The organism is Lutibacter sp. HS1-25 (genome assembly GCF_004121075.1).
GTDB lineage: Bacteria > Bacteroidota > Bacteroidia > Flavobacteriales > Flavobacteriaceae > Lutibacter.
Map to the genome: position 1 here is coordinate 1 of NZ_RHLN01000005.1, position 23501 is coordinate 23501.

At 27.8% G+C, this 23501-nt stretch carries 20 protein-coding genes; 19 read left to right on the forward strand and 1 reads right to left on the reverse strand.

Annotated elements, in window-relative coordinates; all coding sequences use genetic code 11:
- The coding region (locus EC396_RS03275) for an Ig-like domain-containing protein (RefSeq protein WP_164975196.1) at positions 1 to 2528 on the reverse strand (2528 nt) is incomplete at its 3' end.
- A gap of 1345 nt (positions 2529 to 3873) precedes the next feature.
- Here EC396_RS03275 and rfbA point away from each other — a divergent pair.
- From rfbA to EC396_RS03370, 19 genes are all read left to right on the forward strand, one after another.
- Positions 3874 to 4767, forward strand: a complete 894-nt coding sequence (rfbA, locus tag EC396_RS03280; RefSeq protein ID WP_129365276.1) for a glucose-1-phosphate thymidylyltransferase RfbA — start codon at positions 3874 to 3876, stop codon at positions 4765 to 4767.
- On the forward strand, positions 4757 to 5329 hold the full coding sequence (gene rfbC, locus EC396_RS03285) for a dTDP-4-dehydrorhamnose 3,5-epimerase (RefSeq protein WP_129365277.1): 573 nt from the start codon (positions 4757 to 4759) through the stop codon (positions 5327 to 5329). Before rfbA ends, rfbC begins: the two co-directional genes overlap by 11 nt.
- A complete protein-coding gene (gene rfbD / locus EC396_RS03290; protein ID WP_129365278.1) occupies positions 5322 to 6179 on the forward strand; it encodes a dTDP-4-dehydrorhamnose reductase in 858 nt (285 codons plus the stop codon). Before rfbC ends, rfbD begins: the two co-directional genes overlap by 8 nt.
- A gap of 2 nt (positions 6180 to 6181) precedes the next feature.
- Entirely contained in the window at positions 6182 to 7546 is a 1365-nt protein-coding gene (locus EC396_RS03295) for a lipopolysaccharide biosynthesis protein (RefSeq protein WP_129365279.1), read from the forward strand.
- Positions 7527 to 8213: a CatB-related O-acetyltransferase gene (locus EC396_RS03300; RefSeq protein WP_129365280.1), complete on the forward strand. Its 687-nt coding sequence runs from the start codon at positions 7527 to 7529 to the stop codon at positions 8211 to 8213. Before EC396_RS03295 ends, EC396_RS03300 begins: the two co-directional genes overlap by 20 nt.
- Before the next feature lie 245 nt (positions 8214 to 8458).
- Positions 8459 to 9526: a hypothetical protein gene (locus EC396_RS03305; protein WP_129365281.1), complete on the forward strand. Its 1068-nt coding sequence runs from the start codon at positions 8459 to 8461 to the stop codon at positions 9524 to 9526.
- A 46-nt stretch (positions 9527 to 9572) separates the two neighbouring features.
- Positions 9573 to 10430, forward strand: a complete 858-nt coding sequence (locus EC396_RS03310) for a glycosyltransferase family 2 protein (protein WP_129365282.1) — start codon at positions 9573 to 9575, stop codon at positions 10428 to 10430.
- Positions 10431 to 10509: 79 nt separating this feature from the next.
- The gene (locus EC396_RS03315) at positions 10510 to 11676 is read left to right on the forward strand and encodes a glycosyltransferase (protein WP_129365283.1); all 1167 of its coding nucleotides are present in this window, start codon (positions 10510 to 10512) and stop codon (positions 11674 to 11676) included.
- Positions 11677 to 11692: 16 nt separating this feature from the next.
- A complete protein-coding gene (locus EC396_RS03320) occupies positions 11693 to 13003 on the forward strand; it encodes a DUF4910 domain-containing protein (protein ID WP_129365284.1) in 1311 nt (436 codons plus the stop codon).
- A gap of 94 nt (positions 13004 to 13097) precedes the next feature.
- Complete coding sequence (locus EC396_RS03325; protein ID WP_129365285.1) at positions 13098 to 14024, forward strand: NAD(P)-dependent oxidoreductase; 927 nt, start codon at positions 13098 to 13100, stop codon at positions 14022 to 14024.
- Positions 14025 to 14110: 86 nt separating this feature from the next.
- Positions 14111 to 15433 (forward strand): phenylacetate--CoA ligase family protein, encoded by a 1323-nt coding sequence (locus tag EC396_RS03330; protein ID WP_129365286.1) that lies wholly within the window; start codon positions 14111 to 14113, stop codon positions 15431 to 15433.
- Between the two features lie 29 nt (positions 15434 to 15462).
- On the forward strand, positions 15463 to 16407 hold the full coding sequence (locus tag EC396_RS03335) for a glycosyltransferase family 4 protein (protein WP_129365287.1): 945 nt from the start codon (positions 15463 to 15465) through the stop codon (positions 16405 to 16407).
- Position 16408: 1 nt separating this feature from the next.
- Positions 16409 to 17308, forward strand: a complete 900-nt coding sequence (locus EC396_RS03340; RefSeq protein ID WP_129365288.1) for an NAD(P)-dependent oxidoreductase — start codon at positions 16409 to 16411, stop codon at positions 17306 to 17308.
- Complete coding sequence (locus EC396_RS03345; protein WP_129365289.1) at positions 17308 to 18390, forward strand: DUF1972 domain-containing protein; 1083 nt, start codon at positions 17308 to 17310, stop codon at positions 18388 to 18390. Before EC396_RS03340 ends, EC396_RS03345 begins: the two co-directional genes overlap by 1 nt.
- 63 nt (positions 18391 to 18453) lie before the next feature.
- Positions 18454 to 19539, forward strand: coding sequence for a DUF1972 domain-containing protein (locus tag EC396_RS03350; RefSeq protein ID WP_129365290.1), 1086 nt, complete (start codon positions 18454 to 18456; stop codon positions 19537 to 19539).
- Positions 19540 to 19548: 9 nt separating this feature from the next.
- A complete protein-coding gene (locus EC396_RS03355; protein ID WP_129365291.1) occupies positions 19549 to 20715 on the forward strand; it encodes an ATP-grasp domain-containing protein in 1167 nt (388 codons plus the stop codon).
- Positions 20712 to 21560: a polysaccharide deacetylase family protein gene (locus EC396_RS03360; protein WP_129365292.1), complete on the forward strand. Its 849-nt coding sequence runs from the start codon at positions 20712 to 20714 to the stop codon at positions 21558 to 21560. The genes EC396_RS03355 and EC396_RS03360 overlap by 4 nt, the downstream gene beginning before the upstream one ends.
- 19 nt (positions 21561 to 21579) lie before the next feature.
- Positions 21580 to 22677: a glycosyltransferase family 4 protein gene (locus tag EC396_RS03365; protein WP_129365293.1), complete on the forward strand. Its 1098-nt coding sequence runs from the start codon at positions 21580 to 21582 to the stop codon at positions 22675 to 22677.
- A 64-nt stretch (positions 22678 to 22741) separates the two neighbouring features.
- Positions 22742 to 23497, forward strand: coding sequence for a polysaccharide biosynthesis/export family protein (locus EC396_RS03370; RefSeq protein ID WP_129365294.1), 756 nt, complete (start codon positions 22742 to 22744; stop codon positions 23495 to 23497).
- Positions 23498 to 23501: the final 4 nt, after the last annotated feature.

A 23501-nucleotide genomic window follows, 5' to 3' on the forward strand; every position in this document is an offset into this window, starting at 1 on the left:
AAAAAGCCATCAGAAACAGTGTAAGTAAAAGTATCTTCACCAGTAAAATCAGCTTTAGGAGTGTAAGAGAACAAACCATCCGATTTTAAAACAATTGTTCCACCTTTAGTAGTAGAGAAAGTTCCAGCAGTAACGGTTAAAGCATCACCATCTACATCAGAATCATTTTTCAATAAACTTACCGTTGCATTGAATACCGTATTTTCAGGAGTTGAAATTTGATCATTAGTAGCCACAGGAGCCACATTTACATTGCTTACTGTGATAGTTAAAATTGCTGTTGAAGTTAAAAAGCCATCAGAAACAGTGTAAGTAAAAGTATCTTCACCAGTAAAATCAGCTTTAGGAGTGTAAGAGAACAAACCATCCGCTTTTAAAACAATTGTTCCACCTTTAGTAGTAGAGAAAGTTCCAGCAATCACAGTTAAAGCATCACCATCTACATCTGAATCATTTGCTAATAAACTTACCGTTGCATTGAATACCGTATTTTTAATTGCAGATATAGAATCGTTAACAGCTAGCGGCGCATTTGATATATTGTCATTTTTTTTTTTGAACAGCATTTTTGAGGTAAATGGTTCAAGTGAAAAACTAGAAGGGCTATATGTACCATTTACGTCGACATAACTCTCAGAAAGGTTAATTACTTTGGAATTTCCTGTGCCGTTAAGAGGAAGTGACATCCAATCTTTATAATTTGATTGTGTTTTAGAATCTAAAGCAATTGGAGCAGTTTTTGTAAGTAAATCAAGTTTGTGGTTAGATCTCCACTGAGTTAGTGTGTACTGGTATGCAGCGTAACCACTACCATTATTATACCATAATTTTATAATATTACCCGTTGTGTAAGGAGTACAGTAATAATTGTTTTCAAAAGTGTTTTTCAAAAAATCACCATTTTGTGAATGAGCAAACAATATTAATTGAGAAGTGTTGGTTGTAACTAAAGTGTTATTTTTAATTGTACAGCCTGTGATAGTATTTGGATGTAAAGAATCATTGTATAAAAACATTTGATACATCCCCGCGTTAAATATGGTATTGAATTGAGCATCTATATTGTTAGCGTTGTGAAGATATATCCCAGTTGTAGCTACATTACTTACTGTATTGTATTTAATTTCAACGTTATTTGTTCCATCATCCATATAAATACCATTTGCAGAAGCTTTTTTATCTGAACTTCCTTCTGCGGCACCTACACCATTAGAAACTATATTGTAAAGTACTTTTGAAGGTCTGGTATTTGGGTATTTATCAATACCATCATAAGTGTAAATCCCAGAACCGTCATCTAAAACAGAACAATAATTATCAACTGTATTATGTTGTACTGAAGCATTATCTCCTTTCCAAGAAATTCCAATATAGCCAAGGTTTTTTAATATATTATTTTCAAAAATAGCATTAGATCCGTCGATACTAAAAGCTGCAGTTGCAGAAACTCCAGAAATTCCCATTCCAGCGACTAAAGAAATTTTTTCTACAAGATTATTAGAAATATTAGCACTTTGATAGTTGTTTCTAGATGCAACACCATTTGCGTAAAGGTCGTGAATGTGATTTCCAGTTATTGTAGCATTTGTTCCTGTTTCTAAATGTATACCTCTTCCTCCAGAATAGGCCAGTTCACAATTTTTAACTTCAATATAATTACAAGCTTTTTCTGAAATAAGATTTACACCTGCACCTTTTAAACTTAAATTGATAATTGAAATATAATGACTGTAATAATTTAAGCTAATGAGGTTGTCGTGTCCTGTAATTTTTATATCCAAAGTATTTGGATCTATTGTTGAATAAATACTTAACAATCTTGTGGTTTTGTTAAAACTCCATTCACCTTGAACGGTACATGCTTTTGGGTCGTGTTGAAAGAAAAAACCACCATTTACTCTTGATTGATAAGATGTTGCAGTTTTCAATGTTACACTACTACCTGAGTGGCTTGATATTTCTCTCATTTCAAAAACCCAAGGAACAGTTCTAATAACTGCTTCAGCACCAGTCCAATTAGGAGATGAAGGTAAGCTACTACTTGTAATAGAATTTGAAGTTGAACTATTTACTAAATAATAACCTTTATTAGGGGCATTTACTTTTGGATATCTTCCTACTATTTGCGGAACTCCTTTAATTTGTAAAGCAGCAACTTGATGTGTTCCTGAAATTGTTTTAGACCAAATATTATTCCCTTTATTTACCCATCCAGATACAGGAATAAAACCAGAGATTATTGGTTTTGATCCAGATCCATAACTAGTAAAATTAATTGGAGAACCACTAGTTCCTGCAGTAGTAATTTCTAAACTACCATAAAATGTATCACCACTTTTAAATAACACAGCATCACCTGGACGTAATGTTTTTATAATTGAATTTAATTTTGAAATAGTTTTCCACGCTGTAGAAGCTGACTTCCCATCGTTACTGTCATTTCCAGTAGAAGATGAAATATAATAATCAGTTGCATATATGTTTACGAAGCATAATAGAAATGCTATGCTTAAAAAGCCTTTTTTCATTTTGGTTGGGGTTAGGAGGGGACTGTGGGGAATCTACATAATTTATTTTTTTGATATTTAAGTTTGAAACAATTATAAAATAACTTAATTGTAACTTTTAAATGATTAAAGTTGAGTCGATTTTAACTTCAGGAAGTAAGAGAAGTTTAATTAGGTGGTATTTGGCTTTTCATAATAATATATTTTAGGGGTTAGGGGTTTAATAATCAAAACAATATGTTTTATACTGCAAATATAAATAGACATGTTTAATACGCAAAATATTTTACCATTTATTTTAAAAAAATTACCATTTATTTATGTTTTAACTCCTTTTGTATGTGTCAGTTAACTATCTTACTCTAAGTCGTTACTTAACAATTAATGGTAGTTTGACTGTACTATTACGTAATAACTTTAATATTTATATTTTAGTATAAATCTTGAATTTATGTAGTTATTTTTTTTAATCACACTTTAAATACTGAAAATACATAGGTTCTGTGAAATAACAATATAGATATAAGATTGTAGGATTGTTAAAAAGAAGATTCAAAATTTTTATTTTTCAATTTGAATTTATTGAAAAAATGTATTTTTCATAAATAACAACTTAATTAATTAATAATTTCAGTTATTTTTTTTTAATTAGAAATATATATCTATATTTGCTATAACAATTTAACTCATTGAAATTAAAATTTTTTATTGAGTTTGTTACCCCACAAAAATAAGATGTTTTAATTTGAATGAAAATTTTGAAGTTAACATCACCCCACATTAATTTTTAAAAAATTTATTACCCCACGATTTTAGTATTTATCCCCATATTTACTAAACAATTACAGCTCTGTTTTTTTTGAGATGTAATATCTGTACACCCCAAGTTTATTTATTAAAATTTCATTTTCATTGTTTTTACTTTTATTAAATAAAAATAAATTCAATTGTAGAATTTGAATAGAAAGAATTAAATGCTTAAATGTATAAAATATTTAAAATTAGAATGTTATGGAAACTTTAAGAGTAACTTTATCAATAGTATTATTTGTTGCGTCTGTATTAATATTTTTGGGCTTTTTAGCTAGAATAATGATTTATTAATTTTTATTGACTTAACTGTAATTAGAAACCGATTATATATTTGCAAATTCAATTATTTAAGAAATTTGCACATGATACTTAATTTTTAAAAAAAAATGTAGTTTTTTTAAGCTACATTTTTTTTTAAAGATTTTTTTTTAAATATAACATAAAAATAATTACATATTACAGTGTGTTGTTTTCATTTTAATATATTTTTGTTAAAATCAAATATTTATTAATAATATTGATATTTAATAAAGTACTTACAAACTAAACAATTATGAAAGGAATTATATTAGCAGGCGGATCAGGTACAAGGTTGTATCCACTAACCAAAGGAACTTCTAAACAGTTATTGCCAATTAGTGATAAGCCAATGATTTATTATCCACTGTCTGTACTAATGCTTGCCGGAATTAGAGAAGTTTTAATAATCTCAACACCAATAGATTTACCACGATTTGAACAATTATTAGGAGATGGAGCAGATTTGGGAATGAAATTTAGTTATAAAGAGCAGCCATCTCCTGATGGTTTAGCTCAAGCCTTTATCATTGGAGAAGAATTCATTGGAGATGATAATGTTTGCTTGATATTGGGTGATAATATTTTTTATGGTTATGGTTTTTCAAAAATATTGGAAAATGCTGTAAAAGGTGTGGAAAATAATGGTAATGCAACTGTATTTGGATATTATGTGAAAGACCCAGAACGATATGGTGTTGTACAATTTGATGCTAAAGGAAATGCTTTGAGTATTGAAGAAAAACCTGAGAATCCTAAAAGTCATTTTGCAGTAGTTGGTCTCTATTTCTACCCAAATAGTGTTGTTGAAATAGCTAAAAATGTAAAGCCAAGTAAGCGAGGAGAATTGGAAATTACTTCAGTTAATCAAAAATATCTTTTAGATGCTAACTTGAAGGTTGAAATTATGGGAAGAGGATTTGCTTGGTTGGATACAGGTACGCACGAAAGTTTGTTAGAAGCATCAAACTATGTACAAGCCATTGAGCATAGACAAGGATTAAAAATTGCCTGTATTGAAGAAATTGCATACGAAAAAGGGTACATTAATAAAGAACAATTGTTAGTACTTGCCGAACCTTTAAAAAAGAATGGTTATGGACAGTATTTAATAGAATTAGCAAAAGAGAAATCAATTTATGAAGTTTAAAAGAACCAATATTAAAGATGTTGTAATTTGTGAGCCTAATGTTAGAGGCGATGATAGGGGGTATTTTGTAGAAACATTTAGACAAGATAAATTGGAAGATTTTTTAGGGTATAAAATCAATTTTTGTCAGGATAATGAATCAAAATCTTCTTTTGGAGTTTTGAGAGGAATGCATTATCAATTACCTCCATTTGCACAAACTAAATTAGTTAGGGTTATAAAAGGTAAAGTGTTAGATGTTGCTGTAGATATTAGAAAAGGATCTTCAACATTTGGTAAATATGTTGCTATAGAATTATCTGAAGAAAATAAAAAACAATTATTGATTCCAAGAGGGTTTGCTCACGGTTTTATAGTTTTAAGTGATGAAGCTATTTTAGCGTATAAAGTAGATAATTATTACAGTCCAAATCATGATAGGGGATTTGCTTTTGATGATAAAACAATAGGCATTGATTGGCAATTGATTACAAAAGATTTACAACTGTCTCAAAAAGATGCGCAACAACCTTTATTTAAAGATGTGGAGTATTTTGATAATAAAATAAATTTATATGTATAATATATTGGTTACAGGAGCAAATGGGCAATTGGGTTCAGAAATAAGAGAGCTTGCATCTAATTATAAAAATTATACGTTTTTGTTTACAGATGTTGCTGAATTAGACATTACAAATCATAAAATTGTTGAAGATTTTATCAAGGTCAATAACATAAATACAATTTTTAATTGTGCAGCTTATACAGCTGTTGATAAAGCTGAAAGTGATACTGAGATAGCTGATAAAATAAATAATTTAGCAACTGAAAATTTTGCAAGAATTGCGAAAGAAAAAAAAATAAAGTTGATTCACATATCAACAGATTATGTTTTTGATGGTATTTCTAATATACCATATAAAGAAAATGTGATTCCAAATCCGCAAAGTGTTTATGGAAAAACAAAGCTAGATGGTGAAAATGCGATGTTAAAAATAAATCCAGAGAATTCCATCATAATCAGAACATCTTGGGTTTATTCTAGTTTTGGTAATAATTTTGTAAAAACAATGTTGCGTTTAGGAAATGAAAGAGATGAACTAAATATTGTAGCAGATCAAATTGGTACTACAACTTATGCAAAAGATTTAGCTACTGTAATGCTTGAAATTTTACCAAAAATAAAAAATGAAACGGTGGAGATATTTCATTTTTCAAATGAAGGTGTTTGTAGTTGGTTCGATTTTGCGAAAGCTATTTTTGAATTAAAAGAAATCTCTATTAAATTAAATCCTATTGAGTCAACTCAATATCCAACACCAGCTAAAAGACCATATTATAGTGTGTTAAGTAAAAATAAAATTAAAGAAAAATATCAAATAGAGATTCCGTATTGGAAAGATAGTTTGATTGAATGTTTAAATAAAATTTAAAATTGAAAGAACTAATTTCAAAAATTTATAGCAAACTTGGGATAAAAAGTCAACGTACCCAAGGTATAACAAAACATGTGTTACTCTCTTTTATTTATAGGGGAGGAAGCATAGCTTCAAGTTTTTTATTAGTTCCGTTAACAATTAATTATTTAGATACCGAAAATTACGGAATTTGGTTAACGCTAAGTTCTTTTATAGGTTGGTTTGCATTTTTTGATATTGGTCTTGGACATGGTTTAAGAAACAAGTTTTCCGAATCTAAAGCACAAGATAAATTAGAACTAGCTCAAGCTTATGTTAGTACAGCTTATTTTACTATTGGCAGCATTTGTTTAGGTTTAATTTTTCTCTTTTTAGGACTCAATTCTTTTGTAGATTGGACAGTAGTTTTTAATACCGACAGATCATTACAAACACAGTTAAGTATTTTAATGCCTGTGGTTTTTTCTTTTTTCTGTTTACAAATGGTTGTAACCTTAATAACCACTATTTATATTGCAGATCAAAAACCATCTGTACAAGGTAAGGTTGGTTTTTTTACCCAAGTAAGTTCATTAATATTTATTTACTTATTAACACAAACAAATGAAAGTTCATTACTAATATTTGGAACTATTTTTTCGGCTTTACCAGTTATTATATTATTGTTTTTGAATTTTTTCGCATTTTCTAAAACATATAAAGATTTTAAGCCTAAATTTTCTTTATGGAAAAAAATCTACCTTAAAGATATTTTTGGTTTAGGGTTTAAATTTTTCATCATTCAAATGTGTGGAATTATATTGTTTTCAACAGATAACTTAATTATTTCAAATATTTTTAATCCAGAAAAAGTAGTTCCGTATAATATAGCATTTAAGTATTTTAGTGTTGCAAATATGGTTGCTTCTATTATTTTAATGCCTTATTGGTCTTCTATTTCTGAAGCATTTACAAAAGGAGAGTACGATTGGATAAAAAAATCTATGAACAGCTTGATTAAAATAACATTTGGTCTAATCGGATTGTTGTTTGTGATGCTAATTGTTTCACCAATAGTGTATAAAATTTGGATTGGTGATAGTGTAATAATTTCGTTTACATTGTCTATTTTTATGGCGTTGTATTTTGCTGTTACTATTTTTTATGGACCTTATACTTATTTTATTAATGGAACAGGAAAAGTAACAATTCAGTTATACTCATTATTAGCAACTGCTATAATAAATATACCATTGTCAATATTTTTGGCAAAAAATTTAAATTTAGGGGTAACAGGTGTTATTTTGGCAACTATTATTTGTTTAATACCACATGTTATTTTATCACCGTTACAATATTTAAAAATAATAAATCATCGTGCTTATGGGATTTGGAATAAATAAAATATTAAGTAACTATGGTCCGTTAGGAATTGCGCGCAATATTAAGCGTAGCTTGGATTTAAGAAAATATAAAAATCTTAATTTAAGACTTCCACTTAAATACGGAATAAGCAATACTGTTTTTGGAAAAAATAATTGTATTGGTGAAAGTGTTATGATTTCAAATTCAAAAATTGGAGATTATACTTATATCAATAACAATACAGTTATACAAGATACTACTATTGGTAAATTTTGCTCAATTGGAGAAAATGTTAGAATGGTATTAGGTACTCATCCTATAAATTTTGTTTCAACACATCCTGCATTTTACTCTAATAATAAGCAATTTAAGACTTTTTCAGACAAAACATATATTGAAGAGTTTAAAGGTGTAACTTTAGGTAATGATGTTTGGGTTGCAGATGGTGCTGTAATTATGGGAGGGGTTACAATTGGTAACGGAGCTATTGTTGCGGCTAGATCAGTTGTAACAAAAGATGTAGAACCATTTTCTATTGTTGGTGGTGTGCCAGCAAAACATATTAAATACCGTTTTGATAAAGAAACGATCGATAAAATTAATAATTTAGAATGGTGGAATTGGGATGAAAGTATTTTTTTAGAAAAGTTTAAAATTTTTCAGGATACTCAAGAGTTTATTAAACATTTTTCTAATCATAAATAATATTTTAAATTACGAATAAAATTATTGCTTTTTAATATCTAGGTTTTTCAATGAAAATTAATATATACATAAAATATTTTTTGTTTTTATATTTACTTGCTATTTCAAGTTTTGAATTCTTTTATAGAGTAAATCAGCTAGCTATATATTTATTATTTCCATTGGTCACATTTGGTTTTTTCTATTATCAAAAAAAAATTGACTACACGGTGTTTTTAGTTATACTGCCTTTTATGTTGGTATATATGCTGCAAACATTTTTATTTGGAAGTCCTTTTTATTTTGCATTAACATTAGGTATTCGGCTAATTACCATATACTTTACTGTTAAATTAATAGGGCAAGATTTTGTAAAAATATTTATTCAATCAATTAAAATAATTTCAATAGTATCTTTGGCAATATGGTTATTTCAAACTTTTGGAGGATATGGAGTGTTAATGACTATTGCAAGTAAATTTAATAATTTAGGTGTTGAAGCAAATGATGTTTTGGTTTTAAATCGTCCTTCTTTTATTATTTATACAATTCAAACATTAGATAAAGGACAGTTATTTGTGCGAAATTCTGGCCCTTTTTGGGAGCCAGGTTTATTTGCATTGTACTTAAATATTGTTTTATTTATAAATTTATTTATCAATAAAAAGATTTTCGATAAAACAAATCTGCTTTTTATAATATGTATTGTTACAAGTTTTTCAACAATGGGATTTGTAACATTAATATTAAATTTAACATTCGTAGCTCTTTTAAATAAAGCAGTTAGCTTACCTAAAAGAATTTTTATGATAACTTTTTTAATTGTAAGTGTACCTATTATATTTTCTTTACCTTTTATGCACGACAAAATTGAAGAAAACTATAGCAAATCCAATTTAAGTTATTCTAGATTTGGAGCTGCTATTGTACATTGGAATATTGTGCAAGATTTTCCATACACAGGTATGCCATCGGGTGAAGAATTGATGTCCAAATTTTATAGTAAATATGCCAATAATATTTCACCTAACGGAATCACAGCAATGTTTACAAAGTATGGTGTTTTTGTTGGGTTTTTTTATTATTTTTTATTGTATAGGTGTTGCTTAACCATTATGGAATTATTAGGCGAAAAAAAGAAAGGTTATGCGCTATTTATTATTTTGGTAGTTGTATTGTTTTCTGAAACCCAAGGAGATCAACCAATGTACTGGGCCATAATTTTTTCGCAGTTCCCGTTGGAAAATTATTTAGTCAGATGGAAACAATATAAAAGAATAAAATTATACAATCGCTACTTGGAAAATAAGCGTTTAAGTTTAGCAAAAATTTGATTTTTTGATTGTTAAAAATCATTTATCATTTAAAACAAAAAAATAAATGTTATATCCAAAAATATCAATAATAACACCAGCCTATAATCAGGTAGATTATATTGAACAAACTATTTTGTCTGTTTTAAACCAAAATTACCCAAATCTTGAATATATTATTTTAGATGCAGGAAGTACTGATGGAACTATTGATATTATAAAAAAATATGAGGATAAATTATCTTATTGGATAAGCGAAAAAGACAATGGCTTATATGACGCTGTTTATAAGGGTTTTGAAATGGCAACAGGTGATATTTTAGCATGGCTTAATTCAGATGATGTATATTTACCATATGCGCTATTTACAGTAGCAGAAGTGTTTTCAGAGTTTAATGAAGTTCAATGGTTACAAGGTGCAAATTCGCATATAGATGAAAAAGGTCGAATTGTTTCTGTTTTTCCTAGTTCATACTGGACCAAATTTGATATGTTTGCTGGAAGCCAAATTACCATTCAGCAAGAGTCTACTTTTATAAGAGCATCACTTTGGAAACAATCGGGTAAACCTTTAGATAGAAATTCACAATTAGCAGGAGATTATGGTTTGTGGCTGTCTTTATTTTTATATGCAGATTTACACATAATATCGGCAGCTTTGGGATGTTTTAGAATGAGAGCTTCTAATCAAAAATCATATACACACAAAGAGGCTTATTATGATGAAAAGAAAAGAATATATATTGAAAATAAACATTTATTCAAACAGAAAGTTAAACTATTTTTGTATGCTTTTTTATTAAAATCTCAACTTTTTTATTTTTTAAAATGTATAAAATTAGATGTTTTTATAAAGAAAACTTTCTTTTTAGGGCCTAAAAGGTTATTTTTCAACAGAAAATCTCAAAAATTTGAATTAAAGTAATTTGTAATTAACAATATTTAAAGCTTTGTTAATATGAATATGCTTATTTTTACACAGTTGAACTATTTAATATAATTTGATGAAAGAATTTAATTTTGTTTTTTGGAATGGAATTGCGTTTCCTAAAGGTTATGCAATGACAAAACGAAGAAAGTATATTGTAGACCATCTAAATAATAAGAATATAACAAGTGCCTTTATTCAAACGCGCTCTGAAATTGATATTTTCGACAATCCAAAATCTGGAACATATGGACTTGCAAAATATGTAAATCATAGCTATTTATTTTATGAAAGTTTTTTTGGGAAAATAAAATTTGTAATTGAGTTATTTCGATATTTAAATTTGTTTTTCGATAAAAACAAACTTAACATTCTAATTTTTACGACTGTAAATTTAGAAGATTTGCCATTTTACTATTATGCAAAATTAAAAGGATATAAAATTGTTTTTGAAATTGTAGAAAACAACATGGCTAAAGGTACTCGCATATCAATGTACGGTAAAGCGTCTACACGTTTAAGCAGGAAATTTTATAAAAGTGCTTTTGGGATATTTGTAATTTCAACAAAATTAAAAGAATTAATTAACGAAATAGCACCAAATACACCCGTTTGTATTTTACCAAACTCGGCACCAATAACTGCTAAAAGTGAAAAGACAAATTTTAGCAATCCTATTAGAATTTTATATGCAGGTACATTTGCCGCTAAAGACGGAGTTGAGTTTTTTGTAAAAGGGTATATACAATTTCTTAAAAACGCTTCTGTAAACACGGAACTTATTTTAACAGGTAAAGGTTATAAAGGTGATATGGATACAATTTTTAAATTAATTGAAAATTGTCCAAATATAAAATATCAAGGTTTTCTTTCTGATGAAGAGTTGGAAGAAATTATTTTGAAAAGCGATATTTTAACAATGACACGTTGTAATTCTCAATTTGCTAATTTTGGTTTTCCATTTAAATTATCAGAATATTTAGCAAGTGGAAATACTGTATTGGCCACTAAAGTAGGCGATGTTGAATCTTATTTGGATCATAAAAAAAATGCATATTTAATTGAACCTGAAAATATTGATGATGTTGAAGAAGCTTTAAATTTTTTGGTTTCAAATGAAAAAGAAGCGATTGAAATAGGTAGAAATGGATTAAAAGTTGTTGAAGAATATTTTGATGTTACTAAAAATGGAAGCTTATTTGTTAATTTTATGAAGAAATGCGCAACTAATAAAAAAGAATAGATTAAAAGATTTGGCTATGAAATCAAAAGATTTAGATAAAAATAAAATTGGAAGCGATATTACAAGTTTAATTAAACGTCTTTTTCCAATATGTAGAAGTATTACAGGAAATGGCGTGCGAGAAACATTGGCTATTTTATCAGAAAAAATTCCTTTAAATATAACAGAAACTCCAAGTGGAACTGTAGTAAATGATTGGGAAGTGCCAGACGAATGGAACATTAACGAAGCTTGGATAAAAGATAGTAAAGGAAATAAGATTATTTGTTTTAGTAATTCGAATTTACATGTGTTAAATTATAGTGCGCCTATAAATAAAAAAGTAACACTTTCAGAATTAAAAGAACACGTTTTTACATTGCCTGATCAACCAGATTTAATTCCATATAGAACTTCATATTACAATAAAAATTGGGGATTTTGTATGGCTCATAATCAATTAATAAAATTAAAAGATGATGAGGAATATACCGTTTTTATTGATTCAACTATTGAACCTGGTAGTTTAACCTATGGAGAATATTTATTAAAAGGAGATATAAATCAAGAAGTTATACTTATTTGTCATATTTGTCACCCTTCTTTAGGTAATGATAATTTATCAGGAATTGCTGTTGCAACTGCTTTGTACAACTGTTTAAAAGATCAAAAATTAAAATATTCTTATCGTTTTTTATTTACACCTGCTACTATTGGTTCTATAACTTGGTTAAGTCAAAACGAGGAAACTATAAAAAATATCAAGCACGGACTGGTACTAACATTACTTGGTGATGAAGGAAAGTTTAATTATAAAAAATCACGTGAAGGAAATACACAAATAGATGAAATAGTTCAAAATGTTTTAAAACTTACAACTAAAGAATATAAAATTCTTGAGTTTTCACCCTATGGATATGATGAACGTCAATTTTGTTCTCCTGGCTATAATTTACCAGTAGGAAGATTGTCTAGAACCCCTTTTGCTGAGTATCCAGAATATCATACTTCAGCTGATAATCTAGATTTTATTAAAGAAGACAAGATGGTTGAATCTCTTGAAAAATTATTAAACATCGTTTCAATTATAGAAAACAATAAAAATTACATAAATTTAAAACCAAAAGGAGAACCCCAATTAGGTAAAAGAGGTTTATTTAGAAGTATAAGTGGTCAAAGTAATATGAAAAATTATCAAATGGCTTTACTTTGGATTCTAAATCAATCGGATGGAAATCATTCATTATTAGATATTTCAAACAAATCAGGTATTGATTTTGATGAAATTAAATTTGCAGCTGATGCCTTAGAAAATGTACAATTAATTCAAGATATTAACGTAAATTGACCCCAATAAGCAACCCCTAACAAGTAACCCCAAACCCCAGCATTAAGTAAATAGTTTATAAATTAATTTATAATTAAAAACTAAAGTTATTGATATGGAAGTTTGTGAAAAGAAAATTTTGGTGACAGGAGCAAGTGGCTTTATAGGAAGCGCTTTATCTAGAAAATTATTAAAATTAGGAGCAACTGTTTATGCAGTTTCTCGTAGAGATATAAATACAGATGATGAAATTATATGGTATAAGGGAGATTTATCTAGTTTAGATTTTGTGACCTCCTTAATAAAAGAAATTCAACCAGATTATATTTATCATTTAGCGAGTCATGTATGTGGATCAAGAGAATATAAAAACATGATTCCTACATTTAATGATAATTTTGTTACGGCATTTAACCTGCTATTAACAGTACATAAATACCCAGTTAAAAGATTAATTCTTGCGGGTTCATTTGAAGAGATAAATTCACATAAAGATTTATCTATTCCAAGTTCGCCTTATGCAGCGGCTAAATTTGCAGCATTAAATTACGCACTGTTGTTTCATAAATTATATAAAACACCAGTTTGTATTGCGTCACTTTATATGGTTTATGGACCTGGGCAAAAAGATTTAACCAAATTAATTCCATATGTTACACTTTCAACATTAAAGAAAAAAACGCCAAAATTAACAAGTGGAAATAGAAATGTTGATTGGGTATATGTGGATGATGTTGTATCGGCATTAATAAAAATGCACAATGCACCTAATATTGATGGGCATTCTATAGATATTGGATCAGGAGCGTCAATTAAAACAAAAAACATAGTAACTAATTTGGTTAATAGTATTAATCCAAGTATTGAGCCTCACTTTGGAGCACTCGATGACAGAAAAATGGAACAAGAAAAAATTGCAAATGTAGTTGAAACTTATAAAAAAATTGGATGGAAACCTACAACTTCATTAAAAGAGGGGTTGTTAAATACAGTTAAATATTACAGTAATTTTGCTTATAGTTTGTTTTTAGTAATTTATTAAAATCGCGTAATTTGTAAAGGTTAATAATTTGAATTATTTAAAAATAATTATATTAGCTTAAAATTACAACTTCACCCCACACAGTTATGAAAATCTACGAATCATTAATCTCTACTTTTTATTCCCTAGTTAAGGGCGATAATCGGTATAAATTTTACAAAAAACTTCGCTTAAATTTAAAATTAAGCAGAGAAGAGCTTGTTGTAAAACAAAACGAGAGTATTTGTAAGTTAATTAACCATGCATACTACCATACAGAATATTATAGAGCGTTAATGGATTTTAATAATCTAAAACCAGAAGATATTAAAACCAGCGCAGATTTAATGAAACTTCCTGTTTTAACAAAACAGTTAGTTAAAAATAATATTTCTAAATTAACGTCTAATGATGAGTATAGTAAACATTTAATAAAAATAACTTCAAGTGGATCAACAGGAGAGCAAGGCGTAATATACCGATCTCGTATGTCTGAAGATATTTCAAGGGCTTCATGGTTAAGAAACAACTCTATGATAGGTTGGATGCCTCTTGATAAAACTGCTTGGATTTGGGCTTCTCCATTGCAAAATAAAACATATAAAAAAGGACTTTTAGTGCGATTTAAAATGTTTTTAAATCGCAAAATTATATTGAATTCTTTTAATTATTCTGAATCAGATTTTCCGATTTGGTATGAAAATATTTTAAGATTCAAACCAAAAGTATTGTATGGAAATTCAAGTATTATAGGTGAATTTGCTAATTTTTTAATTAAAACTAACCTAAGTTTGCCAACAATAAAAAAAGTAGTTTGTACTACAGAGCAATTGAGAAATAGAGAACTTATTGAAAAGGCTTTTAAATGTAAAGTATTTGATCAATACGGAAGTAGTGAAATTGTTGCAATTGGTATTGAAATAAATGAAAATGAAATGCTGTTTACAGATGATGTGGTTGTTTTAAATATAAATGAAAGCCAAGAATTTTTATTTACACCTTTATTTTCGTTTGGCTTTCCATTGATTAATTATAAACTTGGAGATACAGGAGATAGTGCAGATATTCATGATATTAGCAAAACATATCCATTTCCTATTATGAATTTAAAAATTGGTAGAACAACAGATAAATTTTTAACTGAAAACAATCGAAAAATATCAACTTCATCTTTAGGAAGCTATATGGCAAAATTTGATTTAGGGATAAAAGAACATAAAGTTATTCAAACCAATTATAAAGATTTTGATATTTATTTTATTCCAGAGGACACAACAAATGTTGAGACTTATTGTAAAAAAGTTTCAGATTGTTTAGAAGAGTATTTTGGAAATAATTTAAATATTAAATGTTACAATGTTAATCGTTTACCTCTTGAAAAAAGCGGGAAACAATTGATGTTTAAACGAACATTTAACCTAGAAATTTAATTTAAAATTTATTTAAGATAAAACATATTATGAAAATACTCCATATTACTAATAATTATCCAACAGATAATTTACCAATTTTTGGAATATTTGTAAAAGAACAAATAGAATCACTTAATAAAGTGGGGCTTCAAAATGATGTTTTGTTTATAAATGGTAGAGAAAAAGGAAAAATAGCCTACCTAAAATCTATAGCCAATATTAGAAAAAAATTAAATAAAAATAATTACGATGTGATTCATTGTCATCACGCACTTAGTGCAATATGTTTAATTTTAAGTGGTAAGGCAAAAAAAAATAAAGTATTGGTTTCATTTCAAAATGATCCAATATATGAGTTGGGAACAAAAGTATTTAACTTTATAAAAAGAAATACAAATGCTTGGATATTTAAAAATAATTCGGACTTGATAACCGATGAATATTCATTTTACCTCCCAAATGGCGTAAATACTGATTTTTTCAAACCTATTGAAAGAAATTCAGCAAGAGAATCATTAAATTTAAACAATGAACCAATTTATATATTATTTGTAAGTTCAAATTTTATTAGACAACAAAAAAGATATGATTTGTTTTCTGAAACGTTGAAAATACTCAAAGAAGCGTATAATTATCAAAACATTCAAGAAATTAAATTAATAAATACAAGTAGAGAAAAAGTTCCTTTGTATTTTAACGCAGCAAATTTACACCTATTAAGTTCAGATTTTGAAGGTTCACCCAATTCAGTAAAAGAAAGTATGGCTTGCAATACGCCAGTAGTTTCAACAAATGTTGGTAATGTTGCAGAATTACTTAAAAATGTAAACGGAAGCTATGTGTCTAAAACAAATGACCCTAAAGAATTAGCTAAATTGGTTGATTGTGCTTTGAAAGAAAAAAATAATGGCTTGGAGAAATTACTTCAACAAGAATTAGATATCAATTCTGTAGCCAATAAATTAAAAAATATTTACACTAAAATTAAATAACATGAAAAAACGAATTTACATTGCCGGATGTGGCGGAATGCTAGGAGAAGCTTTTTACAAACAGTTTAAAGATGATTATGAAATTAAATGTACTGATAAAGATGTTAATGAAGATTGGTTGACCTTTTTAGATTTTAGAGATTTTGAGGCTTACAAAAAAGATGTAGAAGCTTTTAAACCCGATTATTTATTTCATTTAGGTGCTTATACCGATTTAGAATTTTGTGAAGAAAATAAAGATGATACTTATGCTACAAACACCATGTCTGTAGAGAATGCTGTTTATATTGCAAATAATTTAAATATTCCATTATTATACATAAGTACTGCTGGTATTTTTGATGGTAAGCAAGATTTATACGATGATTGGGATTTGCCAAATCCGCTAGGAGCATATGCTCGTGCAAAATATATGGGCGAGCGTTTTGTTTGTGAAAATGCCAATAGATTTGTTGTTTGTCGTGCTGGTTGGATGATGGGTGCTGGTCCTAAAAAGGATAAGAAATTTATTCAAAAATTAATGAAACAATTGAAAAATGGTAATAAAGAATTGTTTATTGTAAATGATAAAGATGGTACGCCAACTTACACGCACGATTTTGCAAAAACAGTGAAAGAATTAATTGAAAAAGAATATTGGGGATTGTATAATTGTGTTTGTGGAGGACAAACAAGCAGACTTGAGGTAGCGCAAGAATTGGTGAAATTAGTTGGTAAAGAAAACGAAATCAAAATAACATCGGTAAGTTCTGATTATTTTAAAGATGTATATTATGCTGAAAGACCACCTTCTGAAAGATTGCTTACTAAAAAATTAGAGCTGAGAGGTGTTAATAAAATGCGTGATTGGAAAATATCTTTAAAAGAATATATTGATAATTATTATCAGAATTATTTATAATGGTGAATAAAAAGAAAGTTGCTATAGTAGGCTCAGTGGGTTTACCTGCCAATTATGGCGGCTTTGAAACTATGGTTTATTATTTAACAAAGCACAAAAACGCTGAAGTAGATTTTACAGTTTATTGCCAGTCTATTCCAAAAGAACAACGTTTAAAAGAATACAATGGTTCTAAATTAATTTATTTACCACTTAAGGCAAATGGAGCTCAAAGTATTATTTACGATGTAGTTTCAATAATGCTAAGTTGGTTTAAGTATGATTCTATTTTAATTTTAGGAACAGGAGGTTCTTTGGTTTTACCATTCTTAAAAATTTTTAAGAAAACTAAAACCATTATAAATTTTGGAGGTTTAGAATGGAAAAGAGATAAATGGAGCAAATTTGGACAGTGGTTTTTAAAATTGACCGAAAAAGTAGCCATTAAAAATGCAACAGTTATTGTAGCTGATAATCAGCATTTTTGTGATTATATATTTGAACAATATGGTAAAAAAAGTGTTTTAATTGAATATGGAGGTGATCATACAACTAAAAAGGAGATAACTAAAGACCTTATAGAGAAATATCCATATTTAAATAAACCATATGACGTAAGTGTTTCAAGAGCTCAAGTAGATAATAATTTACACATGGTTTTAGATGCTTATGTTAAGCTACCAAATCGTAATTTGGTTTTAATCTCAAATTACGACAAGTTTGAATACGGTAGAGATTTGAAAGTTAAATATGCCAATTATCCGAATATTTTTTTACAAGATGCGGTTTATAATTTACACGAGTTAGATGTAATTAGAAGTAATTCAATTGTTTATATTCATAGTCATACTTTTTGTGGTACAGCACCATCATTAGTAGAAGCAATGAATTTATCGTTACCTATTATTTCATTTAAAGTGGAAACAAATCTTAAAACAACTGAAGAAAAAGCACTCTTTTTTTCAGATTCAACAGAATTGAAAAAAATTATAGAAGGTCTTACTTCAGAAAAAGAAAAGGAATTGGCAATAAGCATGAAAGAAATTGCAAGTAGAAGATATACATGGGAAAGAATTAGTTCAAAGTATGTTGAAGTATTTTAAATATTGTAACAATTAGAGTAATTGCATAATCTCTAGAAAAAATAAATTTATTAAAGCTGTTTTATGAAAAAGAAAATTGCAATTATTGGCACCAATGGTATTCCTGCTCGCTATGGGGGCTTTGAAACATTGAGCGAGTTTTTGGTTGAGAATTTAAATGATCAATTTGATTTTATTGTTTTTTGCAGTAAAAATCAAAAAATTAATGAAAAAGGATTGAAAAATTATAAAGGTGCAACATTGATCTATTTGCCTTTTAACGCAAACGGATATCAAAGTGTTTTTTATGATGCATTTTCTATTGTAATTTCATTATTTAAATACAACACTCTTTTAGTTTTAGGAGCCTCAGGGAGTTTTACATTTTTTTTAAATTCAATATTTAAAAAAAATATTATTTTAAATCACGGTGGATTAAATGAATGGGAAAGAGAAAAATATGGTAAAATAGGTAAGTTATGGGCTTATTATTCTCGTAAAATTGCAACAAAATTTACAACTAATGATATAGGAGATAACCCTTTGATTATTGAGAGTTTAAATAAGTCTTTTGGTGTAAATGCAAAATTAATAGCTTATGGTGGAGACCATGTGTTTGATGTTGAAACAAATGATTTGCTACTTGCTAAATATCCGTTTTCAAAAGATGATTATTTTGTAAGCGTTTCAAGAGCGCAGCCAGATAACAATATTCATTTGTTAATAAACGCATTTAAGTCACTTCCAAATAAAAAATTAGTGATAATTTCTAATTGGCATGTTTCTGAATACGGTAAAAATATTAGAGAAAATTTTAAAGATAAAATTGATAATATAATTTTATTAGACGCTGTTTACGATAAAAAAGAATTGCATTATTTGCGAAGTAAATCGTTGGTTTACATCCATAGTCATTCATTTTGTGGCACAGCACCTTCTCTTGTAGAAGCTATGGCTTTGGGTTTGCCAATTGTTAGTTTTGATGTGCCAACAAATAGATATACCACCAATAACAAAGCCTTGTATTTTAAAACTGAAGAAGATTTAAAAAATATTATTGACACTTTAAATGATCAAATATTAGGTGAAAATAAATTTGAAATGCGCAAACTTTCTAATGAAAGATATACTTGGAAAAAAATAGCACAATTATATGCTGAAATTTTTTAAAATTATAAGATGATTAAAGTAGGTTTACTTGACGGACAAACAATTCAGGCATTGATATTTGCCAAACAGCTTAAAAAAGCTGGATATAGTGTTACGTTATTTTGTGACACTAAATTGTCTTATGGATACCATACAAGATATGCGGCTCATAAAGTTTTAGCGCCTTCAACACAACATGAAACTTTAGAGTTTCATAAATTTCTTTTAAACTTTTTGAATAATAATAAATTGGATGTAATTGTTCCAATGAACGATTATTCAGCAAAATATTTAAGCGAAAATAAAGAAGAATTACAAAAATTAGTTCGTTTTTTAATACCTGATAAAGATGTATTTATGAAAGGTTATGATAAAAATAAATTGATGAAAATTTGTAATCAAAATCATTTTCCACATCCAAAAACAATAGATCTTTCAGCTTTAAATAAAGGTGAAGTAGTCTCAAATTTTACATTTCCAGCTTTAATAAAACCCAATGAAACTACAGGTGCTCGTGGATTTATGAAAGTAAATTCTTTTGACGAATTGTGGTTAAATTACGATGCTATTTTTAATGAATTTGGTCATTGCCATTTGCAAGAATTTATTCCGCCAGGTGGAAAGCAATATAAAGTTCAAATTTTAATAAAAGATCAATTAGTTATAGATAGCACAGTAATAGAAAAAATACGATTTTACCCAATTCAGGGTGGTAGTAGTTGTTTTAATAAAACTATTATAAACCACAATTTGGTAACTATTTGTACAAATGTTTTGAAAGTAATTAATTGGGAAGGTTTTGCTGATTTTGATTTGATTGAAGACCCTAGAAATGGCGATATTAGTATTATGGAAATAAACCCTAGAGTACCTGCTTGTATAAAAGCTTCGGTAGTTTCAGGAATCGATTTTCCAAATGCAATTGTAGCTTTATCTTTAAATAAAAATACAACAAAATACACCTATAAACCAGATAAGTATTTGAGGTATTTTAGTATGGATTTACTTTGGTTGTTTTCAAATAAAAATAAATTACCAGCATTTAAAAACTGGGCTAAAAAACTATTTTCAGCAAAACATTATTTGCAAGATGGCGATTTATTGGATCCATTGCCATTTGTAATTGGATCTTATGCAGGTTTGGTAAAGCAGTTAAATCCTAAATTTAGGGAACAAAAAAAAGGAATGAATATATGAATATTTTAACATTTGATATTGAAGATTGGTTTCATTTATTGGATAATGACTCTACCAAAACAGAAGTAGAATGGGAGAGGTATGAAACTCGTATATACCAAAATATGGATAAAATATACAACGTTTTAGAAAAAAAGAATACCAGAGCTTCCTTTTTTGTAGTTGGATGGATGGCAAAAAAATATCCTGATGTTGTAAAAGAAATTTCAGATAGAGGATACGATATTGGTAGTCATACGCATTTACACCAACTAGTTTATGAACAAAGTAGGATTTCTTTTTTTAACGATGTAGAAAAATCAATTAAAACCATTGAAGATTGCACTGGTAAAAAAGTTAAAATGTTTAGAGCCCCAGGATTTTCTATAACCGAAAAAAATAAATGGGCATTTGAAGTTTTATATGAATTAGGAATTGAAATTGACTCGTCGGTTTTTCCAGCTAAAAGATCACACGGAGGTATGCCTTCGTATGGTGTTTCAGAACCTTCAATTTTAACGTATAACGGAATTTCATTAAAAGAGTTTCCTATCAATATTTATAATTGTTTTGGTAAAAATATTATATTTTCTGGAGGTGGTTATTTTAGAATTATGCCTTATATGTTGTTAAAAAAATGGACAAAACAAAGCAATTATGTAATGTCATATATGCACCCAAGAGATTTAGATCCGGATCAACCAATGATTAAAGAACTGTCTATTCCAAGAAAAGTAAAGTCTTATGTAGGTTTAAAATCGGCTCAAAGAAAATTTGAAAATTGGTTGTCAGATTTTGAATTTATTGATATTTGTGAAGCAAATTCTAAAATTGATTGGAATATTGCTAAGAAAGTGATAATTTAATGTTTTAAAATAAATAAAGATGTTTGATCAAATAGTATTAAATACCGAAATGATGGGAGGTGTAATTATACTAATTTCCTTCTTTTTAGTATATTTTATAATTCCAAAGGTAATTTGGATCAATCAGTATCGTAATTTAATGGATGATCCTGACTATAGGAGTTCGCATAAAAGATCAACACCTACAATGGCTGGTTTTTCTTTTTTTATATCTCTTCCTATTGTTTTATTTTTTATATCAAATTGGGATCAGGATTTAATAGGTGTAAACTACTTGGCAAGTATTACTATTATGTTTGCTATTGGGTTAAAAGATGATTTGGCCAGATCTACACCTAGTGCAAAAATTGCAGGAGAAGTAATTGCTATATTTTTTATTCTTTTTAATACAAATATGCATATTTCATCATTAGAAGGCTTTTTAAATATTTATGAAATACCAAAATTTCTTGCCAATATTTTAATTGTCTTAACTATTTTAACAGTTATAAATGCATACAATTTAATTGATGGTATAGATGGTTTAGCAGCCTCCATAGGAGTTACTATTTTTAGTATTTATGCACTAATTTTTTATGTAATAGGTTTGTATTTTTATTTTCTATTAAGTTTAAGTTTAATAGGTATGTTAATTGCATTTTTGAGGTATAATATATCCAATTCTGATAAAATTTTTATGGGAGATACAGGCTCATTAATTGTAGGTTTTAGTATTGGTTTTTTAACGCTTAAGTTCTTGTCAATGAATCCTTTAGAATTTAATCATTTTACATTTTTACCTGAAAATAAAATAATTATTGTTGTAGCTATATTGTGTATACCTTTATTTGATACATTTAGAGTTATTGTTATTAGACTACTTCAAAAGAAAAGTCCATTTTACCCAGATAGAAACCATATGCACCATGTATTAATAGACAATGGTTTTTCACATTTTAATGCAAGTTTTTTTCTTGCAGGCTCAAATTACATAATTGTACTTATACTAATTTATGGATCGTCATTATTTAATAGTTTTATTATGCTTGGTGTTTTAATATTGATATATACTTTATTTATATTGATGTTTTATAAATTAAAACAAGTAGTTTTGATGAAAAATAAACAGAATAGCTAATTATGAAATAAATACCGTACAATCAATAAATTATCAAATAATATAAATTTAACACAATCAACAAATGAAAAAGTCAAGAATACATTATTTAGCATTAATTGGGGTAATTTTACTCTTATCATCTTGTGCATCGCCAAAAAAAATAGTTTATTTTTGGGATCAAGAGGGTGAAGTAAAAAGTGCCGATTTAATTGATTACCAACCTCGTATACAGCCAGGAGATGAACTTAAAATAAATATTTCTGGTTTAAATATGGAAGCTGCTTTGCCATTTAATTTATATGAAGTTTCTAATAGTACCAATGCACAACCAGTAACATATATAGTAAGTGAAGAAGGTAAAGTTAATTTTCCTGTTCTTGGTGAAATATTGGTGAAAAATAGTACGACTAAAGAAATTTCAGACAAACTTACAGAATTATTGGTGTCTTATATTAAAGATCCTATTGTAACCGTAAGACTGGTTAATTTTAAAATAGCTGTTTTGGGTGAAGTAGAGAATCCAGGTACATATCCTGTAACAAATGAACGCGTTTCAATTTTAGATGCACTTGGTATGGCTGGTGATTTAACAATTCATGGTAAAAGAGAAAATGTTTTATTAATTAGAGAAAAAGATAAAAAAAGGACATATATAAAATTAGATTTGACCAAGCACAATTTTTTTAACTCACCTTATTTTTATTTAGCTCAAAATGATGTTCTTTATGTTGAACCAAACAAAACTAAAGTAAACTCATCAAGTGTTGGTGCAAATACAGGTGTAATTATTTCATCTATTTCAATTTTAATTTCATTAGTAGCAATACTTTTAAGATAATATT

Coding starts and splice junctions, on each gene's coding strand:
- rfbA (WP_129365276.1), top strand. CDS start 3,874: ATGAAAGGAATTATATTAGCAGGCGGATCAGGTACAAGGTTGTATCCA.
- rfbC (WP_129365277.1), top strand. CDS start 4,757: ATGAAGTTTAAAAGAACCAATATTAAAGATGTTGTAATTTGTGAGCCT.
- rfbD (WP_129365278.1), top strand. CDS start 5,322: ATGTATAATATATTGGTTACAGGAGCAAATGGGCAATTGGGTTCAGAA.
- EC396_RS03300 (WP_129365280.1), top strand. CDS start 7,527: ATGGGATTTGGAATAAATAAAATATTAAGTAACTATGGTCCGTTAGGA.
- EC396_RS03305 (WP_129365281.1), top strand. CDS start 8,459: ATGCTGCAAACATTTTTATTTGGAAGTCCTTTTTATTTTGCATTAACA.
- EC396_RS03310 (WP_129365282.1), top strand. CDS start 9,573: ATGTTATATCCAAAAATATCAATAATAACACCAGCCTATAATCAGGTA.
- EC396_RS03315 (WP_129365283.1), top strand. CDS start 10,510: ATGAAAGAATTTAATTTTGTTTTTTGGAATGGAATTGCGTTTCCTAAA.
- EC396_RS03320 (WP_129365284.1), top strand. CDS start 11,693: ATGAAATCAAAAGATTTAGATAAAAATAAAATTGGAAGCGATATTACA.
- EC396_RS03325 (WP_129365285.1), top strand. CDS start 13,098: ATGGAAGTTTGTGAAAAGAAAATTTTGGTGACAGGAGCAAGTGGCTTT.
- EC396_RS03330 (WP_129365286.1), top strand. CDS start 14,111: ATGAAAATCTACGAATCATTAATCTCTACTTTTTATTCCCTAGTTAAG.
- EC396_RS03335 (WP_129365287.1), top strand. CDS start 15,463: ATGAAAATACTCCATATTACTAATAATTATCCAACAGATAATTTACCA.
- EC396_RS03340 (WP_129365288.1), top strand. CDS start 16,409: ATGAAAAAACGAATTTACATTGCCGGATGTGGCGGAATGCTAGGAGAA.
- EC396_RS03345 (WP_129365289.1), top strand. CDS start 17,308: ATGGTGAATAAAAAGAAAGTTGCTATAGTAGGCTCAGTGGGTTTACCT.
- EC396_RS03350 (WP_129365290.1), top strand. CDS start 18,454: ATGAAAAAGAAAATTGCAATTATTGGCACCAATGGTATTCCTGCTCGC.
- EC396_RS03355 (WP_129365291.1), top strand. CDS start 19,549: ATGATTAAAGTAGGTTTACTTGACGGACAAACAATTCAGGCATTGATA.
- EC396_RS03360 (WP_129365292.1), top strand. CDS start 20,712: ATGAATATTTTAACATTTGATATTGAAGATTGGTTTCATTTATTGGAT.
- EC396_RS03365 (WP_129365293.1), top strand. CDS start 21,580: ATGTTTGATCAAATAGTATTAAATACCGAAATGATGGGAGGTGTAATT.
- EC396_RS03370 (WP_129365294.1), top strand. CDS start 22,742: ATGAAAAAGTCAAGAATACATTATTTAGCATTAATTGGGGTAATTTTA.